The sequence below is a fragment of the Peptacetobacter hiranonis genome (genome assembly GCF_008151785.1).
GTDB lineage: Bacteria > Bacillota > Clostridia > Peptostreptococcales > Peptostreptococcaceae > Peptacetobacter > Peptacetobacter hiranonis.
On record NZ_CP036523.1, the window covers coordinates 443,756 to 465,119 of the forward strand.

21 protein-coding genes are annotated in these 21,364 nt (G+C 32.6%); 20 read left to right on the forward strand and 1 reads right to left on the reverse strand.

Annotation, left to right across the window (positions count from 1 at the left end):
- The first annotated feature begins 14 nt into the window (after window positions 1-14).
- The 18 genes from pfkB to cobA all read left to right on the forward strand — a co-directional run bounded on the left by pfkB (window position 15) and on the right by cobA (window position 17,839).
- Window positions 15-959, forward strand: a complete 945-nt coding sequence (gene pfkB / locus KGNDJEFE_RS02355; protein ID WP_006439605.1) for a 1-phosphofructokinase — start codon at window positions 15-17, stop codon at window positions 957-959.
- 169 nt (window positions 960-1,128) lie between these two features.
- Window positions 1,129-2,667: a cobyric acid synthase gene (locus tag KGNDJEFE_RS02360; RefSeq protein ID WP_148881775.1), complete on the forward strand. Its 1,539-nt coding sequence runs from the start codon at window positions 1,129-1,131 to the stop codon at window positions 2,665-2,667.
- A 36-nt stretch (window positions 2,668-2,703) separates the two neighbouring features.
- Window positions 2,704-4,080 carry a cobyrinic acid a,c-diamide synthase CobB gene (locus KGNDJEFE_RS02365; protein WP_006439607.1) on the forward strand — a complete coding sequence of 459 codons (1,377 nt, stop codon included), beginning with the start codon at window positions 2,704-2,706 and terminating at the stop codon, window positions 4,078-4,080.
- Between the two features lie 99 nt (window positions 4,081-4,179).
- Window positions 4,180-5,112 (forward strand): adenosylcobinamide-phosphate synthase CbiB, encoded by a 933-nt coding sequence (gene cbiB, locus KGNDJEFE_RS02370; RefSeq protein ID WP_040410479.1) that lies wholly within the window; start codon window positions 4,180-4,182, stop codon window positions 5,110-5,112.
- 39 nt (window positions 5,113-5,151) lie between these two features.
- Window positions 5,152-6,288 carry a threonine-phosphate decarboxylase CobD gene (gene cobD / locus KGNDJEFE_RS02375; protein WP_006439609.1) on the forward strand — a complete coding sequence of 379 codons (1,137 nt, stop codon included), beginning with the start codon at window positions 5,152-5,154 and terminating at the stop codon, window positions 6,286-6,288.
- Window position 6,289: 1 nt separating this feature from the next.
- Window positions 6,290-7,210 (forward strand): GHMP family kinase ATP-binding protein, encoded by a 921-nt coding sequence (locus KGNDJEFE_RS02380; RefSeq protein ID WP_040410343.1) that lies wholly within the window; start codon window positions 6,290-6,292, stop codon window positions 7,208-7,210.
- Window positions 7,211-7,231: 21 nt separating this feature from the next.
- Complete coding sequence (locus KGNDJEFE_RS02385) at window positions 7,232-7,870, forward strand: cobalt-precorrin-8 methylmutase (RefSeq protein ID WP_040410344.1); 639 nt, start codon at window positions 7,232-7,234, stop codon at window positions 7,868-7,870.
- A gap of 8 nt (window positions 7,871-7,878) precedes the next feature.
- Window positions 7,879-9,096, forward strand: a complete 1,218-nt coding sequence (gene cbiD, locus KGNDJEFE_RS02390; RefSeq protein ID WP_006439612.1) for a cobalt-precorrin-5B (C(1))-methyltransferase CbiD — start codon at window positions 7,879-7,881, stop codon at window positions 9,094-9,096.
- A gap of 35 nt (window positions 9,097-9,131) precedes the next feature.
- Window positions 9,132-9,743: a cobalt-precorrin-7 (C(5))-methyltransferase gene (locus KGNDJEFE_RS02395; RefSeq protein WP_040410345.1), complete on the forward strand. Its 612-nt coding sequence runs from the start codon at window positions 9,132-9,134 to the stop codon at window positions 9,741-9,743.
- A gap of 62 nt (window positions 9,744-9,805) precedes the next feature.
- Window positions 9,806-10,357, forward strand: a complete 552-nt coding sequence (locus KGNDJEFE_RS02400; RefSeq protein WP_006439614.1) for a decarboxylating cobalt-precorrin-6B (C(15))-methyltransferase — start codon at window positions 9,806-9,808, stop codon at window positions 10,355-10,357.
- Window positions 10,358-10,376: 19 nt separating this feature from the next.
- Entirely contained in the window at window positions 10,377-11,147 is a 771-nt protein-coding gene (locus KGNDJEFE_RS02405) for a cobalt-precorrin-4 methyltransferase (protein ID WP_006439615.1), read from the forward strand.
- Window positions 11,134-12,318: a cobalt-precorrin 5A hydrolase gene (locus KGNDJEFE_RS02410; RefSeq protein ID WP_050754645.1), complete on the forward strand. Its 1,185-nt coding sequence runs from the start codon at window positions 11,134-11,136 to the stop codon at window positions 12,316-12,318. Before KGNDJEFE_RS02405 ends, KGNDJEFE_RS02410 begins: the two co-directional genes overlap by 14 nt.
- Before the next feature lie 4 nt (window positions 12,319-12,322).
- Complete coding sequence (gene cobJ, locus KGNDJEFE_RS02415; protein WP_006439617.1) at window positions 12,323-13,048, forward strand: precorrin-3B C(17)-methyltransferase; 726 nt, start codon at window positions 12,323-12,325, stop codon at window positions 13,046-13,048.
- Between the two features lie 16 nt (window positions 13,049-13,064).
- Complete coding sequence (gene cobK, locus KGNDJEFE_RS02420) at window positions 13,065-13,853, forward strand: precorrin-6A reductase (RefSeq protein WP_006439618.1); 789 nt, start codon at window positions 13,065-13,067, stop codon at window positions 13,851-13,853.
- Window positions 13,854-13,903: 50 nt separating this feature from the next.
- A complete protein-coding gene (locus tag KGNDJEFE_RS02425; RefSeq protein ID WP_006439619.1) occupies window positions 13,904-14,674 on the forward strand; it encodes a sirohydrochlorin cobaltochelatase in 771 nt (256 codons plus the stop codon).
- An 11-nt stretch (window positions 14,675-14,685) separates the two neighbouring features.
- The gene (locus KGNDJEFE_RS02430; RefSeq protein ID WP_006439620.1) at window positions 14,686-15,396 is read left to right on the forward strand and encodes a cobalt-factor II C(20)-methyltransferase; all 711 of its coding nucleotides are present in this window, start codon (window positions 14,686-14,688) and stop codon (window positions 15,394-15,396) included.
- Between the two features lie 13 nt (window positions 15,397-15,409).
- Window positions 15,410-16,309 carry a hydroxymethylbilane synthase gene (gene hemC, locus KGNDJEFE_RS02435; protein ID WP_006439621.1) on the forward strand — a complete coding sequence of 300 codons (900 nt, stop codon included), beginning with the start codon at window positions 15,410-15,412 and terminating at the stop codon, window positions 16,307-16,309.
- 33 nt (window positions 16,310-16,342) lie between these two features.
- Entirely contained in the window at window positions 16,343-17,839 is a 1,497-nt protein-coding gene (gene cobA, locus KGNDJEFE_RS02440) for a uroporphyrinogen-III C-methyltransferase (RefSeq protein ID WP_006439622.1), read from the forward strand.
- 58 nt (window positions 17,840-17,897) lie between these two features.
- On the opposite strand, the gene KGNDJEFE_RS02445 is transcribed toward cobA, so the two are convergent.
- The gene (locus tag KGNDJEFE_RS02445) at window positions 17,898-18,656 is read right to left on the reverse strand and encodes a sigma-70 family RNA polymerase sigma factor (protein WP_006439623.1); all 759 of its coding nucleotides are present in this window, start codon (window positions 18,654-18,656) and stop codon (window positions 17,898-17,900) included.
- Between the two features lie 237 nt (window positions 18,657-18,893).
- Between KGNDJEFE_RS02445 and KGNDJEFE_RS02450 the strand changes: the two genes are divergently transcribed.
- Both KGNDJEFE_RS02450 and KGNDJEFE_RS02455 read left to right on the forward strand, forming a co-directional pair.
- Window positions 18,894-20,207 (forward strand): GspE/PulE family protein, encoded by a 1,314-nt coding sequence (locus tag KGNDJEFE_RS02450; protein WP_006439624.1) that lies wholly within the window; start codon window positions 18,894-18,896, stop codon window positions 20,205-20,207.
- Window positions 20,179-21,303: a type II secretion system F family protein gene (locus KGNDJEFE_RS02455; RefSeq protein WP_006439625.1), complete on the forward strand. Its 1,125-nt coding sequence runs from the start codon at window positions 20,179-20,181 to the stop codon at window positions 21,301-21,303. The genes KGNDJEFE_RS02450 and KGNDJEFE_RS02455 overlap by 29 nt, the downstream gene beginning before the upstream one ends.
- Window positions 21,304-21,364: the final 61 nt, after the last annotated feature.

Here is a 21,364-nt window from a genome sequence, read left to right on the forward strand (position 1 = left end):
GGAAGGTAATACTCATGATTACAACTGTAACATTAAATGTTTCGTTAGATAAAGCCTATAGAATAAACACTGTTGTTGAAAGTGGAAAAGTTATAAGAGTATCTAGTTGTAATAATACTGCTGGAGGCAAAGGATTAAATGTATCTAGGGTTGTAGATATATGTGGTGAAAAAGTTCTAGCAACAGGGTTTGTAGGTGGAAATATAGGAAATCTAGTAGAAGAATTATTAGAAAAAGATAATATAGATAATAAATTTGTACATGTAAAAAGTGAAACAAGAAATTGTATAAATATTTTAGATGAGAATAATATTTCAACTGAATTTTTAGAATCTGGAGAGATGATTTATGATAATGAAGTTGAAAAATTTATATCTGAATTTGATAAAATCATAGATTTAAGTGATGTAATTACAATATCTGGAAGTATACCTAAGGGTGTTCCTATAGATATATATTCAACACTTATAAAGATGATTAAGGAAAAAGGTAAGAAAGTTATATTAGATACATCAAATCAACCTCTTAAGGAAGGAATAAAAGCTCTTCCAACTATGATTAAACCTAACAGCGAGGAAATAGAAATGTTGTTAGGTTTAAGCATAAGTAACAAAACTGAGTTATTAGAGAGTGCTGTAAATCTTCATAAAAAAGGAATAGAACTTGTAGTTGTATCTCTTGGAAAAGATGGAGCATTGTTAGTTTGTGATGAGGGAATATATCATGGAAAACCACCAAAGCTAGAAGTTGTAAATACTGTAGGATGTGGAGATTCTATGGTGGCAGCATTTGCTGTTGGTCTTAGTAGAGGGTACTCTTATAAAGAGTGCTTAAAATATGCGGTATCTATATCTGCTGCAAATGCAATGTCTTTATCGACAGGAAGTTTTGAAAAAGAAACAGCAGAAGAAATTTACAATAATGTCGAAATTAAAGATATAGATTTCAATATAGAATAAAACTTAATATTAAAAAAAAGTCATCTTCTATGATAAAAATATCGTAGAGGATGATTTTTTTTATATAATGAGAAAAATAACATTAAAATCATTAAAAAAGATAATTATTATCGTTGTTAAATAGTATAATATAAGATAGGAAAATTATACGTTGAAAGGAGTGAAATTTTTGAAAGGAAAAATAATGTTTCAAGGAACTGCATCCAATGTAGGAAAGAGTATAATCGCTGCAGGTATGTGCAGAATTTTTGCTCAGGACGGATACAAAGTAGCTCCTTTTAAACCACAGAACATGGCATTAAACTCTTTCATCACAGATGAAGGACTAGAGATGGGAAGAGCTCAGGTATTTCAGGCAGAAGCAGCAGGGATAAAACCAAAAGCAGACATGAACCCAATCCTATTAAAGCCATGCGGAAATCATAGAAGTCAGGTGATTGTTAGAGGGAAAGTTGTTGGAGAGATGCACTCCTCTGAATATCATGAATATAAATTAGAGTTAGTAGATATTTTAAAGGACACATTTTCTGATTTAGAAAATGAGTATGACGTAATTGTTATGGAAGGGGCAGGAAGTTGTGCCGAGATAAATTTAAAAGAAAGAGATATCTCAAATATGGGTATGGCACAAATCGCTGATGCTCCAGTTGTTTTGGTATCTGATATAGATCGAGGTGGAGTATTTGCCTCTATTGTAGGTACACTTGCACTTTTAACTGAGGACGAGAGAAAAAGAGTGAAAGGTGTAATTATCAATAAATTTAGAGGAAAAAAAGAGTACTTTGCTGAAGGTGTGAAGATGCTTGAGGATATTATACATATACCTGTTTTGGGAGTTGTTCCATATTCTGATATTAAGATTGAGGACGAAGACAGTGTAACTACTAGATTCAAAAGGGCAACAAAGAAAAATGATATAAATATCGAAATAGTTAGGACTCCACATATGTCAAACTTTACAGATTTCAATATCTTTGAAACACAGAGCGATGTAAGTCTTAGATATGTTGATTTTGGTGAGTCTATTGGAAATCCTGATATGCTAATCATTCCAGGAACTAAGAGTACAGTAGATGATTTAAAATATTTAAGAGAAACTGGACTTGAAGAACAGATAAAGGAATGTGCTAGAAGAGGAAAGCTAGTATTTGGAATTTGTGGAGGATACCAGATGCTTGGCAAAAAAATTGTAGATAGATATGGTGTTGAAAGTGACAATTTAGAGGTAGAAGGAATAGGACTTTTAAATACTGTTACAGAATTTGAAAAAGAGAAAACTACTGTGCAGACAGAGAGAGTTATTTCTGATAATGTGCAAGGCTATTTAAATGATGTATCAGGAAAAAAAGTTAAAGGTTATGAGATACACATGGGAACTACAACAAAACTAGATGAATGTGTATATGAAATATTTGCGAGTGAGCCTACAGGTTTAATAGATAAAAATATTGAGAACTGTTTAATAGGATGTTCAAATTCAGAAGGAAATGTTGTAGGTACTTACATACATGGAATTTTTGATGAGATAGATTTTACTAGAACTCTTCTAAACACAATAAGAGCTGAGAAGGGATTAGAAGCTATAACTAGTGAGGTAAAATCATTTAAAGAGTTTAAAAATAGAGAATATGACAGACTTGCGGATATGCTAAGAGAAAACTTAGACATGGAAAAAATATACGAAATAGTTAAAAATTCAAGCAAGTAAATAGTTAATGCTATTAATTAATAGGAGATTTTAAATATGAAAAAAATTATGATTGCAGGGACTTCAAGTGGAGTTGGAAAGACTACAATTTCACTTGGGATTATGCGGGCACTTACAAAGAGAAATCTAAAGGTGCAGCCATACAAGGTTGGGCCTGATTATATAGATCCGTCTTTTCATACATTTATAACTGGCAGAGATTCTAGAAACCTAGATTCTTATATGTTAGACGATGAAAAGATTAAATACATAGTAAATACTGCATCAAAGGATGCCGATATTTCTGTGATTGAGGGGGTTATGGGGCTTTATGATGGATTTGGAACTGATATAGATAACTGTAGCAGTTCTTATACGTCAAAGATTACCAAAACTCCAGTAATACTAGTGATAAATGGAAAGGCAATGGCTGCATCTGCTGCAGCGACAGTACTTGGTTATTTAAACTTAGATAAAAATGTAAATATCATAGGTGTTATTGCAAATAACGTAAAAACTGAAAGCCACTTTAATATAATAAAAGAGTCTGTAAAAAAATACTGTGGGCTAGAAGTTTTTGGATACTTCCCACCAAATGATAAATTTGCACTTGAATCAAGACATCTAGGTCTTGTTCCAATGGATGAGGTTGAAAAATTATCTGAGAAATTCTCATCTCTTGCGGATGAAATTGAAAAGTATATAGATGTAGATAGAATTATAGAATTATCAGAGAGCGAAGAGGTTGTCAGCAAATTTGACTTAGCTGAGGAAATGGAAAAGAAGAATTTATTTGAATTAGCTGAGGGAAAAACTGTTGCGATTGCACATGATAAGGCATTTAACTTCTACTATAGAGAAAATATAGAGATATTTGAAAAACTTGGAATAGAAATAAAATACTTTAGTCCTCTTGAGGATGTAGAGGTTCCGACGTGTGACTTTGTCTACATTGGTGGCGGATTTCCAGAGATTTTTGCTGAGGAATTAGAGAAAAATGAGTCTATAAGAAAATCAATATTTGACTTGTACGAAAACAATACTCCAATATATGCAGAATGTGGAGGACTTATGTATTTAGGAAAATCTATTATAGATAAGTCTGGAGTTGAAAGAAGTATGGTTGGGATTTTTGAAGGTGTCAGTGAAATGACTCCTAGACTTAGAAGATTTGGATACTGTGAAGGAAAAGCCATAGAAAAGACAGTTATCTCAAAAGAAGGAGATTGTATAAGAGGGCACGAATTCCATCATTCAATATTTAAAAGTGACGAAAAATGCGCTTATAAGATGAGAAAAATTAGAGATGGAAAAGTTGTAGATGAATGGGAAGGAGGATATAGCAAGAAAAATACACTTGCGACATATCTTCACACTCATTTTTACAACAATTTGGATTGTATAGAAAATATACTTAAAAACTGTGAAAGATAATAGAAGGAAATTTTGATTATGGGAAATTTATTTACACCACAGGTAACAAGTACGGTTGTTTTTACTGTGATTGGATATAGTTTTGCAAATATACTTATTATGATTCTGGGGTACATAATGGACTTGGTGTTTGGGGATCCGTATTGGTTTCCGCATCCAGTTAGATTTATAGGTAAGTTGATAAGCAAGACAGAAAAATTTATAAGAAAGCATGCGAAATCAGAGAAATCTCTAAAATATTGGGGAATTTTGATGTGGTTAGTGCCTGTTGTTACAACAGCGCTTGTTACAGCATTGATTGTAAAGATTGCAAGCTTCAATAAATATGTAGAAATTTTTGTTAGTGCATTTATAATCTACACAACACTTTCTACAAAGTGTTTAAAGGACGAGGCTACAAAAATTTACAACGTACTTGAAACTGGAGATATAAAAAAATCGAGAGTGCAGCTTTCATATATAGTAGGTCGTGATACTACAAATCTTAGCCAATCTGAGATAATAAGGGCTACAGTTGAGACAGTTGCCGAAAATACTGTAGATGGAACAATTTCGCCGATGTTCTACGGATTTTTATTCGGCCCTGTAGGAGCAATGACTTATAAGGCGATAAACACATTAGACTCAATGGTTGGATATAAGAATGATAAATATTTAAACCTTGGATGTGTATCTGCAAAATTAGATGATGTAGCCAACTTTATTCCAGCAAGATTAACTGCGATATTTATGCCTTTAGGAGCATTTTTATGCGGTATGAATGGATTAAACTCGTTTAAAATAGCGATTAGAGATAGAAAAAATCACAAAAGTCCAAACTGTGCATTTGCAGAAGGTGCAGCAGCTGGAGCTATTGGAGTACAGCTTGGTGGAACAAATATCTACTTTGGGAAGGAAGTATACAAGCCTACTATTGGAGATAAGAAAAGAGAATTAGAAAACTACGACATAGTTAGAATGAATAAGCTTATGTATGCGACAACAGCTAATGCACTTTTAATTTTATCAGCGTTGTTTTGCATTATGATATAATATATTAATACTGTTAAAAGGAGAGTTTGGAAAGAATTGATGGAAAATAATTTGAATAAAAAAAATAAATCTACCAAAGAAAAAGAGTTCAATAAAGAAAAAGTTAATATAAACTCAGTTCATGGGGCAGATATCAATTCAGCAGCCGAACTCTATGGACTTGAAGCAGATAAAATTATCGACTTTAGCTCAAATATTAATCCATTTATTGTAGATAGTATGGATAAGATTGTCGCAGCTGGAGTAGGTAGTTTACAAAAATATCCAGATATAAAATACAGACGACTTAGAAAAAATATAGCAGACTACCTTGGAGTAGATGATAGTCAAGTTATTCCTGGAAATGGAGCAACGGAGATAATCTACCTCCTTATGAGAAGTCTAAGTGGAAGACTTGCTATAATCAATCCAACTTTTTCTGAGTATAGAAAAGGTGCAGAGATTGCAGGTCTAAGTGTAGTAGATTTTGTGATGGATTGGAAGAAAGATTTTAAACTTGATTTAGACGAAATTTACAGAAGAAAAGACGAATTTGATAGTATATTTATTTGCAATCCAAACAATCCAGATGGATCTGTTAGAGAAATAAAAAAACTATTGGAATTTGCAGAAAAAGAAGGAAAGTTGCTTATAGTGGACGAAACCTTTATCGAATTTGCTGACTCTGAAAAAGAGATAAGTCTTGTAAATATGGTCGAAAAATCAAAGAACTTATTCATAATTAGAGCAGTCACAAAATTCTTTGGAATACCAGGAATTAGGCTAGGTTATGGAATAAGCTCAAATAGGGAATTACTTCAAAAAATGTACGATGAGAAAGAGCCTTGGACGATAAACTCATTTGCAGATTCTGCATCTGATTTTATATTTAAAGAGGAGGAGTACATAAGAAAAAGCAAGGAGTATTTTTCTAAAGAAAGAGTATGTATGATAAATGAAATAAATAAAATAGATGGAATAAAGGCATTTAATTCAGATGCGAATTTTATTCTAGTTAGATTTGAAAATAGAAATGTATTGGATGTGAAAGAAAATTTATTAAAAAGGGCAGGTCTTCTCATTAGAGATGCGTCTAATTTTATTGGTTTAGATTCTAGTTTTGCTAGAGTAGCTATTAAAAATCATGAACAAAATACTGTACTTGTAGATGCACTTAGATCTGTATTGGGTGAATAGAGTGAAAGGTTATGCAAAATGCCCTGCTTCTTGTGGAGAGTTTGTTCAGGGAATGATAGGAAATGAAGAGTACCTCTGCTCCTATGCTGTAAATCTTTTTTCGGAAGTTTACCTTGAAGAGAGAAAAGATGGTGAGGAAGAGGATTTAACTGAAAGAGTTAAAGGAACAGAAAAGAAAATATACATAAGAAATGTAAAAAAATCAAGATTGGCTATCAGAAAAGTATTTGAAAAATACGATATACCAGTTGAAACGCTAAACAATTTATCTGTAAAAATAATAAGTGAGGTTCCTGTAAGCAAGGGAATGGGTAGCTCAACTGCAGATATAGGAGCTGCTATAGGAGCTGCATTAAATCTTATAGGAGAAAAGATGACTCCAGAAGAAATTGCAGAAATAGCATCATCAATAGAGCCTACAGATTCTGTATTTATGGAGGATAATGTAATATTTAATCCAGTTAAGGGTAAAGTGAAGGAAAAACTTGGGTATATAGATGATATGAAAGTTTTACTTCTTGAGCCAAATAAATATCTAAATACTGTGGATCTTAGAAAAAATAGAATGTATAAAGAGGCAAAGATGAGAAATAGAGAAATCATCGAAAATGCCTTCAAGATGCTAAAAAAAGGATTCACTGAAAAAGATAGAGAGATGATTGGTAGAGCTTGTACTGCTAGTAGTTTAGCCAATGAAAATATCTGTAAAAAAGAGTATCTACATGAGATTATCGAGGTATCTGATAAATTTGGTGGATTTGGAGTAAATGTTGCACATAGTGGTACAATAGTCGGAATTTTAGTGGATAAAGACTTTGATTGTACTGAGATGATAGCTGAATTAAAAAGAAGAGAAATAGACAAAGTTTATTCAGATATGTACACATTAGATATCATCAAAGGTGGAATAAGATACGAATAAAAAATAAAAGGAGGGATTTTTTTGGATTATATTAAAAACCCTATGAAGATTGAAGAGAGAAGTTTTGAGATTATACAGGGAATAATAGACGATATAAGACCTGGATATGAGTACAAAAGTGAAATAGAAGAAAAAATAATAAAAAGAGCGATACACACAACTGCCGATTTTGAGTATTTAGATATTCTAAAAATATCTGATAATGCGGCTGAGATAATAAAGGATGCTCTTGAAAATAAGGCTAGTATTTACACAGATACTACTATGGCTTTAAGTGGGATAAACAAGAGAAAGCTAGATAAATTAGGTTGTAATTATGCTTGTTTAGTTGCAGATGAGAGAACTGTTGCAAGAGCTAAGGAAAAAGAGATTACAAGATCTATGGCTGCGGTTGAGATAGCAGCTGAGGACAAAGGAAGAAAGATTTTTGTTCTTGGAAATGCGCCAACAGCATTGTTTAAGGTTATAGAAATGGTAGAAGCAGGAGAGATGGAAGTGGATGCTGTTATAGGTGTTCCAGTTGGATTTGTTGGAGCAGCTGAGTCAAAAGAAAGACTTGCAGAAACAGATATACCATACATACTTTCTGAAGGAAGAAAAGGTGGAAGTAATCTAGCTGCTGCAATAATCAATGCTATACTTTACAGCATAGAGAGATAGTTTGTATTATGGAAGAATTTGTATATATAGACGGAAAAAAATACAGAAGAGGATATACAACAGGATCTTGTGCAACTGCAGTTTCAAAGGCTGCTGTGTATATGCTTTTAACTAATGAAAAAATAGATACGGTAAATATAGACACACCAAAGGGGATATACTTATCTATTCCTGTTGTTTCTAGTGAGATTAAAAAGAATGAGGATACGGGAGAAATTTATTCAATCTGCTCTGTAGAAAAAGACGGTGGAGATGATATAGATGCCACAAATGGGATAGAGATATTTGCAAAGGCAACTTGGGTGTATGAAGATGAGATAGATAAAAGCGAGAAAAATTTTTCTTTTGAAGGAGATGGATTCTGTGTGTTTTCTGGAGATGGAGTAGGAATTATCACTAAAAAAGGTTTGAGTGTAGAACCAGGTAGACCTGCGATAAACCCAGTTCCACAGAAGATGATTGCAAAAGAAGTAGAGTCCATTTTAAAAGCAAGTGGAGAAAATGTATTAAACGATAAAAATAGTTTAGATAATCGAAAAAAAGTAATAAAGATAACTATTTTTATTCCTAAGGGAGAAGAAGTTGCAAATAAGACATTCAACCCTAGACTTGGAATTGTAGGTGGGATATCTATAATTGGAACAAGCGGCATTGTTGAGCCAATGAGCGATGATGGTTGGAAAAAGTCGCTTTCAATAGAGCTTAATATGAAAAAAGAGCTTGGAATGGATAAGATTATACTTGTTCCAGGAAATCATGGAGAGAGCTTTATTTCAGATAGGATTGGAGAAAATAGTTCTGTTGTTAGGACGAGCAATTTCTTAGGATATATGTTAATGGAAGCTAAGAGAATGGGATTTAAAAAAATTCTTTTGGCTGGACATATTGGTAAATTTATAAAATTATCTGCAGGAATTTTTAACACTCACAGCAAGGTCGCAGATGCTAGAAATGAGATACTTATAGCAAATTTAGCATTGATGGGTGCTTCAACAGAGTTAGTGAGAAAGATTGATTCTTGCCTTACAACTGAGGAAGCTACAGATATTGTATATGAAAATGGATTTGGAGAAGTTTTCGATATAATTTGCGAAAAGTGTAAAAAAAGAGCAGAGATGCATGTAGATAATGAGATTGAGATAGAAGTATTTATTTTTAAAATGGATAAGACAGTACTTGGAAAAAGTAAAAATGCCGAGGAAATGTTGGACAGTTTTAGAAAATAAAATGTTGATAGAGTTTTAATTCTTTGGAGGAAGATATGCTAAATGTAGTTGGGATAGGACCTGGAAACGATGGCTATATAACTGAGGTTGGCAAAAAAATTATCGCTGAATCTGATGTATTAATCGGTGGTAAGAGAAATCTTGAGATTTTTGAGAATTTTTGTGGCGAGAAAATTGTTTTAGGTGCTAATCTAGTGGAAATAAAAAATTATATAAATGAAAATATAGAAAAAAATATAACTGTTATAGCATCTGGAGATCCGTCTGTCTACGGAATAGGTAAATATCTGAGCAAAAATGTAGATAATGAAAAGATGGAAATAATTCCAGGGATTAGCTCAATGCAGTATATGTTTTCGAGAATAAAAGTAGATATGAACGATTTATATATGACTAGCAGTCATGGAAGAGAGCCGGATTTTGATTATCTGCTATCTCACAGTAAAGTGTGTATGGTTACGGATTCAAAGATTGGGCCTAGAGAAATTGCCCGGGAAATAATCAAAAGGGATTTGAAAAAAACTATGGCTGTTGGCGAAAATCTTTCATACGATAATGAAAAAATAACCATTGGAAAACCAGAGGATATTTTAAAAATAGAAAAATACGATATGAATATTGTTGTAATATTAGACGATGAGCAATAGTTGATATATTAATAATAGACATATAAATTGAAAGTAGATTTTACGGAAATAGGTGAAACTTAATGAAAAATAGTAGCTTTATTACAGGTAAAGTGCCAATAACAAAGGAAGAAGTTAGGGCGATTGCACTTTCTAAGCTAGAAATAGAAAATGCCAAAAGTTTTCTGGATGTCGGAGCTGGAACAGGGAGCGTATGTATAGAAGCAGCGTTAAAAAATCCTGAGATGAAGGTCGTAGCTGTTGAAAGACACGAGCATGCAGTTGAACTGATTGAGGCTAACAAGGAAAAATTTGGTGTGAAAAATCTAGAGATTTTAGAAGAATATGCTCCTTTTGAAACAGATGAAAAGTTTGATGCTGTTTTTATAGGAGGGACTGCAAAAAAATTAGAGGAAATAGTGGATTGGACATATGAAATTTTAAACGAAGGTGGAAAATTATGCGCCAATTTTATTATAATAGACACTTTTTATAAAGCATTAGAGCTTTTAAGAAATAAGGGATTTAAGGATATAGATGTAAGCATGGTGTCTGTATCAAAATTAGAAAAATTGGGTAGTGGGGATTATTTTAAACCACAGAACCCTATTTTTTTAATATCAGCGGAAAAATAAATTAATTTGGAGGTTTGCTATGAGTAAAGTTCATTTTGTCGGAGCTGGACCTGGAGATAAAGAGCTTATAACTTTAAAAGGTTACAAGCTTTTAAAAAATGCAGATATAGTTATATACGCAGGTTCTTTAGTAAATCCAGAGCTATTAGACTACTGTAAAGAAGATTGTGAGATATACAATAGTGCAGTTATGGATTTAGGTGAAATAATAGATGTTATGGAAAGAGGAGTTAGAGAAAATAAAGAGGTTGTAAGACTTCAGACTGGAGACTTCTCTATATACGGATCAATAAGAGAACAGGTTGAGGAGCTAAATAAAGTCGATGTAGGATTTGACTGTACTCCAGGAGTTAGCTCATTTTTAGGTGCATCTTCTGCACTTGGAGTTGAATACACAGTGCCTGAAATTTCTCAGAGTGTGATTATAACTAGAATGGAAGGAAGAACTCCTGTCCCAGAAAAAGAGTCTATACAGGAATTTGCAAAGCATCAGACTTCTATGGTTATTTTCCTATCTGTTCAGGAAATAGAAAAAGTTGTTGAAAGATTAATCGAGGGTGGATATCCAGAAGATACTCCAGTTGCAGTAGTTTATAAGGCTACTTGGCCAGATGAAATGGCTCTAAGAGGAACACTTACAGATATTGCAGCAAAGGTAAGAGAAAATGGAATAAACAAGACTGCTCTTATAATGGTTGGAAGATTTTTAGGTCAGGACTACAACAACTCTAAACTATACGATAAAGATTTTGTACACGAGTACAGAGGAAATGAAGATGGAGAAAAATAAATTCGATTCAGATGCGATTTCTATAGAGAGAAATATTGATTTAAAGAATGAAGTAGACAGGATTTTAGAAAATGGAATATCTAAAAAAGATATCGTCATTGCTAAGAAAAATATAAGAATAGCTATTATAGCTGTTACAGAAAAAGGGAAAAATACTGCAGAAAAAATAGCTTCAGAGCTAGAAAATGTAGATGTATTTTTCCAAAAGAGAGGGATAAAAGAGCTTACAAGAGAGCTTTTTAATAAATACGAATGTATAATTTTTGTATCTGCCTGTGGGATTGCGGTTAGATGTATTTCTCCATTTTTAAAGAGTAAGTTTGAAGATCCAGCTGTGTTGGTTGTGGACGATAATGGGAATAATGTGATTAGTTTACTAAGTGGACACATAGGTGGAGCAAATGAAATAACTTTAAAAATAGCAGATGTTTTAAACGCAAATCCAGTGATTACAACATCTACAGATACTAATAAAAAGGGTGCTTTAGATGTTATTGTGTCTAAAATCGGTGGATATGTGGAAAACCTTAGAGAATCTGCAAAGCTTGTAAATTCATATCTTGTGGATGACAAGCGAGTGGGGATATATTTTGATTCGGATTATGAAAGTGAAAAAGATAGTCTAAATCTATCTGGATTTGAGTTGATAGATGAAAAAACTGAGATTGATGCAATAGCAAAACTAGATGTACTCGTTTCAGTTACTGATAAGCTTAGATGTTGGGTAGATGAGATTATTTATAATATAAAGAAAGATAATGAAGAAAAAGAAGATTTAATCTATATAAAGCTAGTTCCAAGAAGAATTGCACTTGGGATGGGGTGTAGAAAGAATACAGAAACTGAAAAAATGATTAAAGAGTTTTCTACGTTTTCTGCTTTGAACAATATACATCCAGCTGCAATTGTAAAGACAGGGAGCTTGATTATAAAAAAAGACGAAAAATGTATGATAGATTTATCAAAAGCTCTTTGTGCAGAGTTTAATCTATTTGATGTAGATGAGATCTGCACTTGTGACTATATGTTTGATAAATCGGAATTTGTAAAGAAAAACACTGGGGTTTATTCTGTTGCACAGCCTTCAGCATATCTCCTAAGTGGAAATGTTATTTCGGATAAGTATAAAAATAATGGAACAACTTTTGCTTTTGGCAGAATGAAAGGATAAAGTTATGATTTACGTTATAGGAATTGGTCCTGGTGGAAAAGAGTATATGACTCTTGAAGCTATTGAGGCGATAAAAAATTCAGATGTAATAGTTGGATATAAGACATATATTAATTTAATAGAAGATATGATTTCTGATAAGGAAGTCGTACAAAATGGTATGAGAAAAGAAATTGACAGATGTAAGATGGCTGTAGAAATAGCTAAAGAAGGAAAAGATGTAGCTGTTGTAAGTAGTGGAGATTCTGGAATTTACGGAATGGCAGGACTTATTCTTGAGCTTGTTGTCAAAGAGGACGATGATATTAAGGTCAAAGTTGTACCTGGTGTAACTGCAAGTATTGCAGCGGCTTCTGTTTTAGGTGCGCCGATAATGCACGACTTCTGTCATATAAGTCTTAGTGATCTTCTAACTCCTTGGGAAGTTATAGAAAAAAGATTAAGACTTGCAGCTGAGGCAGATTTTGTAGTTTGCCTATACAACCCAAGAAGCAAGGGAAGAAGTGAACATCTTGCTAGAGCATTTGAGATAATGGGAGAATTTAAGGATGGAAGCACTCCTGTTGGAATTGTAAAAGATGCAGGAAGAGAAGGCGAAGAAAAATATATCTGTACATTTGATACAATGAATTTTGAAATAGTTGATATGACTACAATGGTAATTGTAGGAAATAAATCGACATTTATAGATAAGGATATGATGATAACTCCTAGAGGGTATACAGTTTAGAAAAGGGAGTGATTTTTTGGTACTAGTTTTAGGTGGTACTTCAGACAGCATAAAAATATGCGAATTAATAAATAAAAAAGGATTTTGTAATAGATATATACTTTCTGTAACAACTGAATACGGAAAAGATTTAGCTGAGGGAAAGGTGCAGCAGATTCATCTTGGTAAAATGACAGAGAAAGATATGGAGAAATTCATTATGGAAAATAAGATTTCGTTCATAATAGATGCAACTCACCCTTATGCTACAGAGGTTTCAAAAAATGCTATAAAAGCTGCTGAAAAGACGGATACAGGATATATAAGATACGAGAGAAAATCCTTACTTAAAGAGATAGATTATAAAGGATGTCGTTTTGCAGATAGTATTGATGAGATGTGTGAAATGGCTAAAGATGGTGGATATAAAAGAATACTTATAGGAACTGGAAGCAAGAATTTAGCTAGATATAGAGAAAATTTACCTGAAATAGAATTATTTCCAAGAGTGCTTCCAACATCAGAAGTGATTATAGAATGTGAAAAACTTGGATTCAATGCAGATAATATAATTGCGATGAAGGGTCCATTTTCAAAAGATATGAATGTAGAAATGATCAAGCACTACGACATAGACCTTATGCTAACTAAAGAAAGTGGAGCTGCAGGTGGATTTTTAGAAAAAATCGACGCCTGTGAGGAATGTGGGATAGATGTGCTTGTTCTTAAAAGACAGAGAATGAACTATCCAAATCAGACTAGTGAATTAAAAGATATTGAAGAGATACTAGATATTTGGAAAGACGAAGCAAAATTTGATTGCTAGTTTTTTGAAAGATTAAATAAAATTTTATTAAATGAATGGAGATTAGGTACATGAAAAAAGCGATACTTGTTGTAAGTTTTGGTACTAGCTACCACGATACTAGAGAAAAAACTATACATGCAGTTGAGGATAAGATAAAAGCTGCTTTTGAAGGATATGATTTCTTTAGAGCTTTTACATCTAATATGATAATAAATAAATTGAAAAAAAGAGATGGAATAGAGATAGACAATCCAATTCAGGCTATGGATAGACTTTATGAAATGGGATACGAAGAAGTAGTTATTCAAACATTACACATAATATGTGGACACGAATATGTGAAATTAAAAAATCAGATAACTGAGTACAAGGATAAATTTAAGAGCATAAAATTTGGTAGACCGCTTCTTTTTGGAATAGAGGACTACAAAGAAACTGTTGAAGCTGTAAAAGAAGTAACAGATGAAATGGACTCAACTGTTGTTCTTATGGGACATGGTACTGACCATGAAAGCCACAGTGCATACCCTGCAATAGAGTACTATTTTAGAGATATGGGTGCAGATGTTTATGTTGGTACTGTTGAAGGTTATCCAGAAATAGACAGTGTAGTGAAAAGATTAAAAGAAAGAGATGTTAAAAAAGTACACCTTATGCCACTTATGCTTGTTGCTGGAGACCATGCACAGAATGATATGGCAGGAGATGAAGAGGACTCTTGGAAAACTGTAATAGAGTCTGAAGGAATAGAAACAGAAGTTCATTTAAAAGGACTTGGAGAGATAGAAAAAATTCAGCAGAAATTTGTACAGCACGCATTAGAAGCTGAAGAGGTTTAGAGGAGAAAAGAATGGCAAAATTTTACGGAATAGGTACAGGGCCTGGAGATAGCTCGTTACTTACGATAAAAGCAGTGGAAACTTTAAAAAAGATAGATATATTATTTACTCCAGAGCCTAAAAAGGGTGGAGAAAGTTTAGCTTTGTCGATAGTTAAGGACTATTTACCAGAGGATTTAGAGATAAGACAGAGACATTTCCCGATGAATTTTAACGGAGAAGAGAAAATAAAAGCTTGGGAAGAAATAGCTCTAGAGATAGAAGATGAGATAAATATAAATGGAAAAGATGTAGGATTTGTAACTCTTGGAGATCCAATGATTTACAGTACTTATGTTTATATAATGGAAAGACTTAGCGAGGATGTGGAAGTGGTTACAATACCTGGAATTTCTTCGTTTTCTAATATAGCATCTTCTAATAATTTCCCTCTAGTTATGGATACGGATGCACTTGTTGTAACTCCATGCACAATAGAAGAGGAAAAGTTAGACTTTATACTTCAAAACTACAACTGTATAGTTTTGATGAAGGTTTATAAGAATTTTAAGGAAGTAATAGCTAAGTTAGAAGAGTATGGATTAATTGACAATGCAATACTTGTCAGCAATTCATCTCAGGAGAGAGAAGTTGTATATAAGGATTTAAGAGAGGCTGGACTTGAGGATAAGATTTCATATTTCTCAACAATTCTAGTAAACAAAAGCTATAAAAATAAATAGAAAGGCGATAAAAATGAAGATACGAGTAGGAACTAGGGGAAGTAATTTAGCGCTTATACAGACAAATTGGGCGATTGATAGATTAAAAGAAAAATTCCCTGAGGTTGAGTTTGAAGTTAAGATAATAAAAACAAAGGGAGATAAAATCCTACATTTATCACTAGATAAGATAGGGGATAAGGGACTTTTTGTTAAGGAGATAGAAAGTCAGCTACTAGAAGGTGAGATAGATTTAGCTGTTCACAGTATGAAAGATATGCCAGCTGAGGTGGTTGAAGGTTTAAAATTTGCAGCAGTTCCAAAGAGAGAAGACCCTAGAGATGTAATTATACTTAGAGAAGGGTTAAATAGTTTTGATGAACTTCCAATAGGAGCTACTATAGGAACTGGGAGCAAGAGAAGAAAATATCAGCTTCTGAGAAAAAGACCAGATTTAAATATTGTTCCAATAAGAGGAAACATAGAAACTAGAATATCTAAAATCGAATCTGAAAATTTAGATGGGATAGTTTTAGCTGCATCTGGTGTAATTAGAGCAGATTTAGAGGAAAAGATAACAGAATTTCTTCCTGTAGATTTAATGATACCAGCACCAGCACAGGGAGCTCTTGCCTTAGAAATAAGGGAAAATGATGAAGAGCTTGAAAAGATGATAGATGCTATAAAGGACGAGATTTCTCAGATTCAGACTGATGCAGAGAGAAGTTATCTTGCTGGAATAGACGGAAGCTGTCATATTCCAATGGGTGCATACTGTGAAGTAGACGGAGAAAAATTGACTCTTACTGGAATTTTTGGAGATGAGGACGGAGAAAAGATAACTGTTGCATCTCTTGAAGGGGATAGAGATAATCCAAAAGAGCTTGGAAGCAATTTGGCTAAGCTTGTTTTGAAAAAGCATAGAGAAGAATAAACTAAATTAAATAGATAGAAATGAGGATTTTTGATGAAAGGAAAGGTATATCTTGTAGGTGCGGGGCCTGGAGATACAAAACTTATGACTTTAAAAGGTCTTGAGTGTATCAAAAAGTCCGACGTAATAATATACGATAGACTTGCAAATGATAAATTTTTAAAAGAGGCCAAAGAAGATTGCGAGTTTATTTATGTTGGGAAGAAGTCGAGCAATCACATTCTTCCACAGGATATGATAAATGAAGTAATCGCTCAAAAGGCACTTGAAGGAAAGATCGTAACTAGATTAAAGGGTGGAGACCCTTATGTTTTTGGTAGAGGTGGAGAAGAAGCCGAGGTACTTTACGATGAGGGGATAGACTTTGAAATTGTACCGGGGATAACTTCTGCAATAGGTGGACTTTGTTATGCAGGAATACCTATAACTCATAGAGATTATGCGTCTTCGTTCCATGTAATTACAGGACATCTAAGAGAAGACGAGGATAAGGAAATTAACTGGAATGCACTTGCTAACTGCAAGGGAACACTAGTATTTTTAATGGGTATAGGAAATCTTAAACATATAAGCGATAGACTTATAGAAGAAGGCAGAGATCCTAAAACACCTGTTGCTTTTGTAAGCTGGGCCACTAGATACAATCAGAGAACAGTTGTTACAGATTTAGAAAATGCGTATGAAGTTGCACAGGAGAAAAAGGTAAAAGCTCCATCGTTAATCGTTGTTGGAGATGTTGTAAAGGTTAGAGATAAGCTGAATTTCTTTGAAAATAGAGATTTATTTGGCAAGAAAGTGGTTGTGACTAGAGCTAGAAAACAGAGCAGCGACCTTTCTGAAAAAATAAACTCTCTTGGAGGAAAGGCAGTAGAGCTTCCAGTTATCAAAATTGAGAAAAATGACGATACAGAGCTTAGAAAAGAGATAGAGAATTTAAGAGATTATACACATATTGTATTTACAAGTAGAAATGGTGTTGAACTATTCTTTGAAACTTTAGACGATATGGGACTTGATTCAAGAGTATTCTTTGGAGTGAAAGTCTGTTCAATAGGAGCAGGTACTTCTGAGGAACTTATGAAGAGAGGTATAAAAGCTGATATAGTGCCTGAAAGATTTGTGGCAGAGTCGCTGTTTGAAGAGATGAAAAAGACTGTGAAAAGCAGCGATAGAATTTTAATTCCTAGATCTGAAAATGCTAGAGAGTTTTTAGCAGATAAGTTGAAGGAAATATGTGAGGTAACAGAGGTATTTAGCTATAAGACTGTTATAGATGAGAAGAGTAGAGAGATTGCAGAGGATGTACTGAAATCTGATGTGGATTATGTTACGTTTACAAGTAGCTCTACTGTTAAGAATCTTGTTGAGATTGCTGGAGAGAATTATAAGGAGTTGCTTGAAGGCAAGAAGCTTGTGTCTATTGGTCCTGTGACTAGTAGGACGATAGAGGAGTTTGGGCTTGAGGTATATAAAGAGGCTGAAGTAAGTACGATTCAGGGAGTTATGGACGTGCTTGTAAATGATAAATAATATTAAAAAATACTGTCACAAGGACATCTTTTAAGAGATGCTTGTGGCAGTATTTTTTTTAGTTTGTGTATTCTTTTTTTAGAAGCATTAGAGCTTTTCTTTCTATTCTAGATACTTGTACTTGAGATATACCCAGGATTTCACCTGTTTTTGCTTGGGTGAAGTCTTCAAAGTATCTCAGTTTCATGACCTTTTTTTCTAGGTCTGGTAGTTCGTCTATTATCTCATTGAGCTCTATTAGTTCTGTGTATGGAATGCTGTCTTCCATGATTATGTTGTTAGATAGATCTAACTGTGTGTATTCGCTATCAGATTCGTATATGTTGAAGTATTCAACAGGTGATAGTGCTATTAGAGCTGATTGTATTTTTTCTATTGGTATGTTTAGCTCTTTGGATAGAGCTTGTAGACTGGCTTCTTTGCCTGTTTTTTTGAAGTATTGTGTTTTGTATTTTTTTGCTTTCCAACCTATGGTCTTTAGTTCTCTAGATATTTTGATTATTCCATCATCCCTCAAAAATCTTTTTATTTCGCCCTCAATTAGTGGAACTGCATAGCTAGAGAACATATTTCCTAGATTAGGATCAAACCTTTCAATAGCTTTTACTAGTCCTATACAGCCAAGCTGGTATAGGTCATCATTATCTAAGCTGCTGAAAGAAAATTTAGATACAGCCTTTTTTACTAGACCTATGTTTAGTTTTATCAGTTTGTTTTTAGATTTTAAATCTCCTTTTTGAGCTAGTGAGATTAAAGATAGAATCTCATCGTAGCTGACAACTTTATTATAGAATTTGCTTTTCTTAGAATTTATCATTGTAGAAACTCCCTATTAAAAAATTTCTAAATGATGATTGTGCACAATTATCGATTTAGTTTATATATATATTTTAACAAAAAAAGAAACAAAAGTCTTTGTAGGAATTTGTCGAAATTTGTCGAAATTGGGTCTGAAACAGAAAATATTCTGAAAATAATAAATTGTGAATATGAAAAAGAGAAATGACCATAATAAAAGTAGAATAACTTTTTATTTGAGATTTGGAAGGGAGAGATGACATTGAAAGTTGGTATACCTAAAAAAATATCAATAAAATACAATGCATATTTATTGGATGAAACAGATTCTACAATAACAATAGAAACATCCGAGGAAAGCCTGGAACTCATACAAGATATACGTTTGGCTACTGGTAAAGAACCGATTATAGTAAAAGGTGATGAGGAAGAAATCAAAAGGAAAATAAGTGTAAGGTATGATTCTAGAATGGAAAATAATGATGATAGGGCTCAAAAGTTATTTAAGAATATGACAGAATTTGCAATAGAGCAAAACATAAGTGATATACATATAGAACCTTTTGAAGAAGAATTCAGAATTAGGATGAGAAGAGATGGAAAGCTAGAGCTTTATGAAAATATATCAATGGCTTTTTATCCTGAAGTAGTATCTTTTATTAAATTAAAATCAGGAATGGACATAGCAGAAAAGAGATTACCACAGGATGGAAGGCTGGAAATATTGGATAAAGATAATAGTGTAGACGTAAGAGTTTCATCTATACCGACTGTAAACGGTGAAAAAATAGTTATGAGGATTTTAAATAAGAAAATATTTATAGAAAATATCTCAAAACCAGACTTTACTGAAGATGAAATGAAACTTGTATCAGAGATTATATCTAAGAAATCGGGAATAATACTCATATGTGGACCCACAGGAAGTGGAAAAACAACAACAGTATATTCAATTATTAAAAAACTTATGGACTTAGAGAGAAATATCACTACAATTGAAAACCCAATCGAATATAAGATAAAAGGTATAAATCAGATTCAAGTAAATGAGAAAATAGGATTAACCTTTGAAAAAGGGCTTAGATCAATACTTAGACAAGATCCAGATATAATAATGATAGGAGAAATAAGGGATACAGAAACAGCTGAAATAGCTGTCAGAGCTGCTATAACAGGACATTTAGTTATAAGTACAATTCATACAGAGGATGCGGTGTCTACAATAATAAGATTAAATGATATGGGAGTAAAAGCGTATCTTATAAAATCATCTTTAATAGGTGTTATTTCTCAAAGATTAGTTAGAAAAAAATGCGGTCATTGTAAAAATATACCTGGACTTGTTGAAAAATGTGGATTCTGTGATGGAAGAGGATATATTGGTAGAACAGCTATACATGAAATTATGGAAATAAATGAAGATATAAAAGAAACTATAAGAGACAACTTTGATAAATCTAGAATAAAAGATGTAGCAAATAAGACGGGCATGATTAGCTTTGAAGATAGTATAAAAGAACTTTTAGAAAATGGTGTATTAGATGAGAGAGAAGTACGGAACTTGGTTTAAAAAAATTAGATTTAAGGAAATAGATAATTTGGATTTATCTACATTTAGTAAATTAAAAAAAGAAAAGAAAATAAAAAGTAAAGATCTTAGGATAATATGTAGTCAAATATCAATACTTTTAGATTCTGGTACAGGTATAGATAAAATACTTGAAGTAATATCAGAACAGCAAAAGAAAAAATTTAGAGATAACCTTTTGTTGACTGTAAGGAATATAAAAAAGGGATATTCAATAGAAAATTCTTTTAGAAGTAGCGATTTATTTAGTGAATTCTTTTGCAATATGATAAAATGTGGAGAAAATTCAGGGAAACTAAGTAGTGTACTAAAAGATATGTCCAACTATTATGAAAGAGATTATAGGATTAAATCAAAATTAAAGTCAATAATGATATACCCAGCAATACTATTAATTATGATGTTTGTTGCGCTTATTTTTATAATGTATGCAGTTATACCAAATTTTGCATTGGTATTTGAAAGTAACAATATAGAGCCACCATTTTTTAGTTATTTAGTTATAACAGTAATGATGTTTTTAAAAGAATATATGAGTATTCTAATTCCTATGTTTACTATAATAATTAGTCTATTATATATATCTATAAAAAACAGCGAAGATTATATAGAAAAGTTAGATAGATTAAAAAGTACTTTTCCTATATTGAAAAAGTATTACTTAATGTCTATGACAGCAGCTTTTTCGAGAAATATGTATATTATGCTAAAAAGTGGAATACCTCTTGTAGAGGCAATAGATATAGCATCTGATATAACAGGAAATGTATATATACAAAGGAAATTAGAAATATCTATTAGGTATATCAATAAAGGAAATAGTATCTCCAAATCTATAGAATTATCGAGTATATTTCCCGATATGTTTGTATCCATGATAAAAAATGGTGAGGAAAGCGGAAATATAGAAAGAAGTTTTCAATATATAAATGACTTTTTTGAGAATGAACTAGACATAATGACAGACAGAATTGTCAGATTGGTAGAACCAATAATTACAATAATAATGGGAATTGTTATAGGCGCATTGATAATTGCTATAGTGATGCCTATGTTTGACGCAATAACAGCTATTTAAAAAGTTATTCTATTAAAATTGTAAAATCATGACTAATAAGAAATATTACTGTAGTATCCGG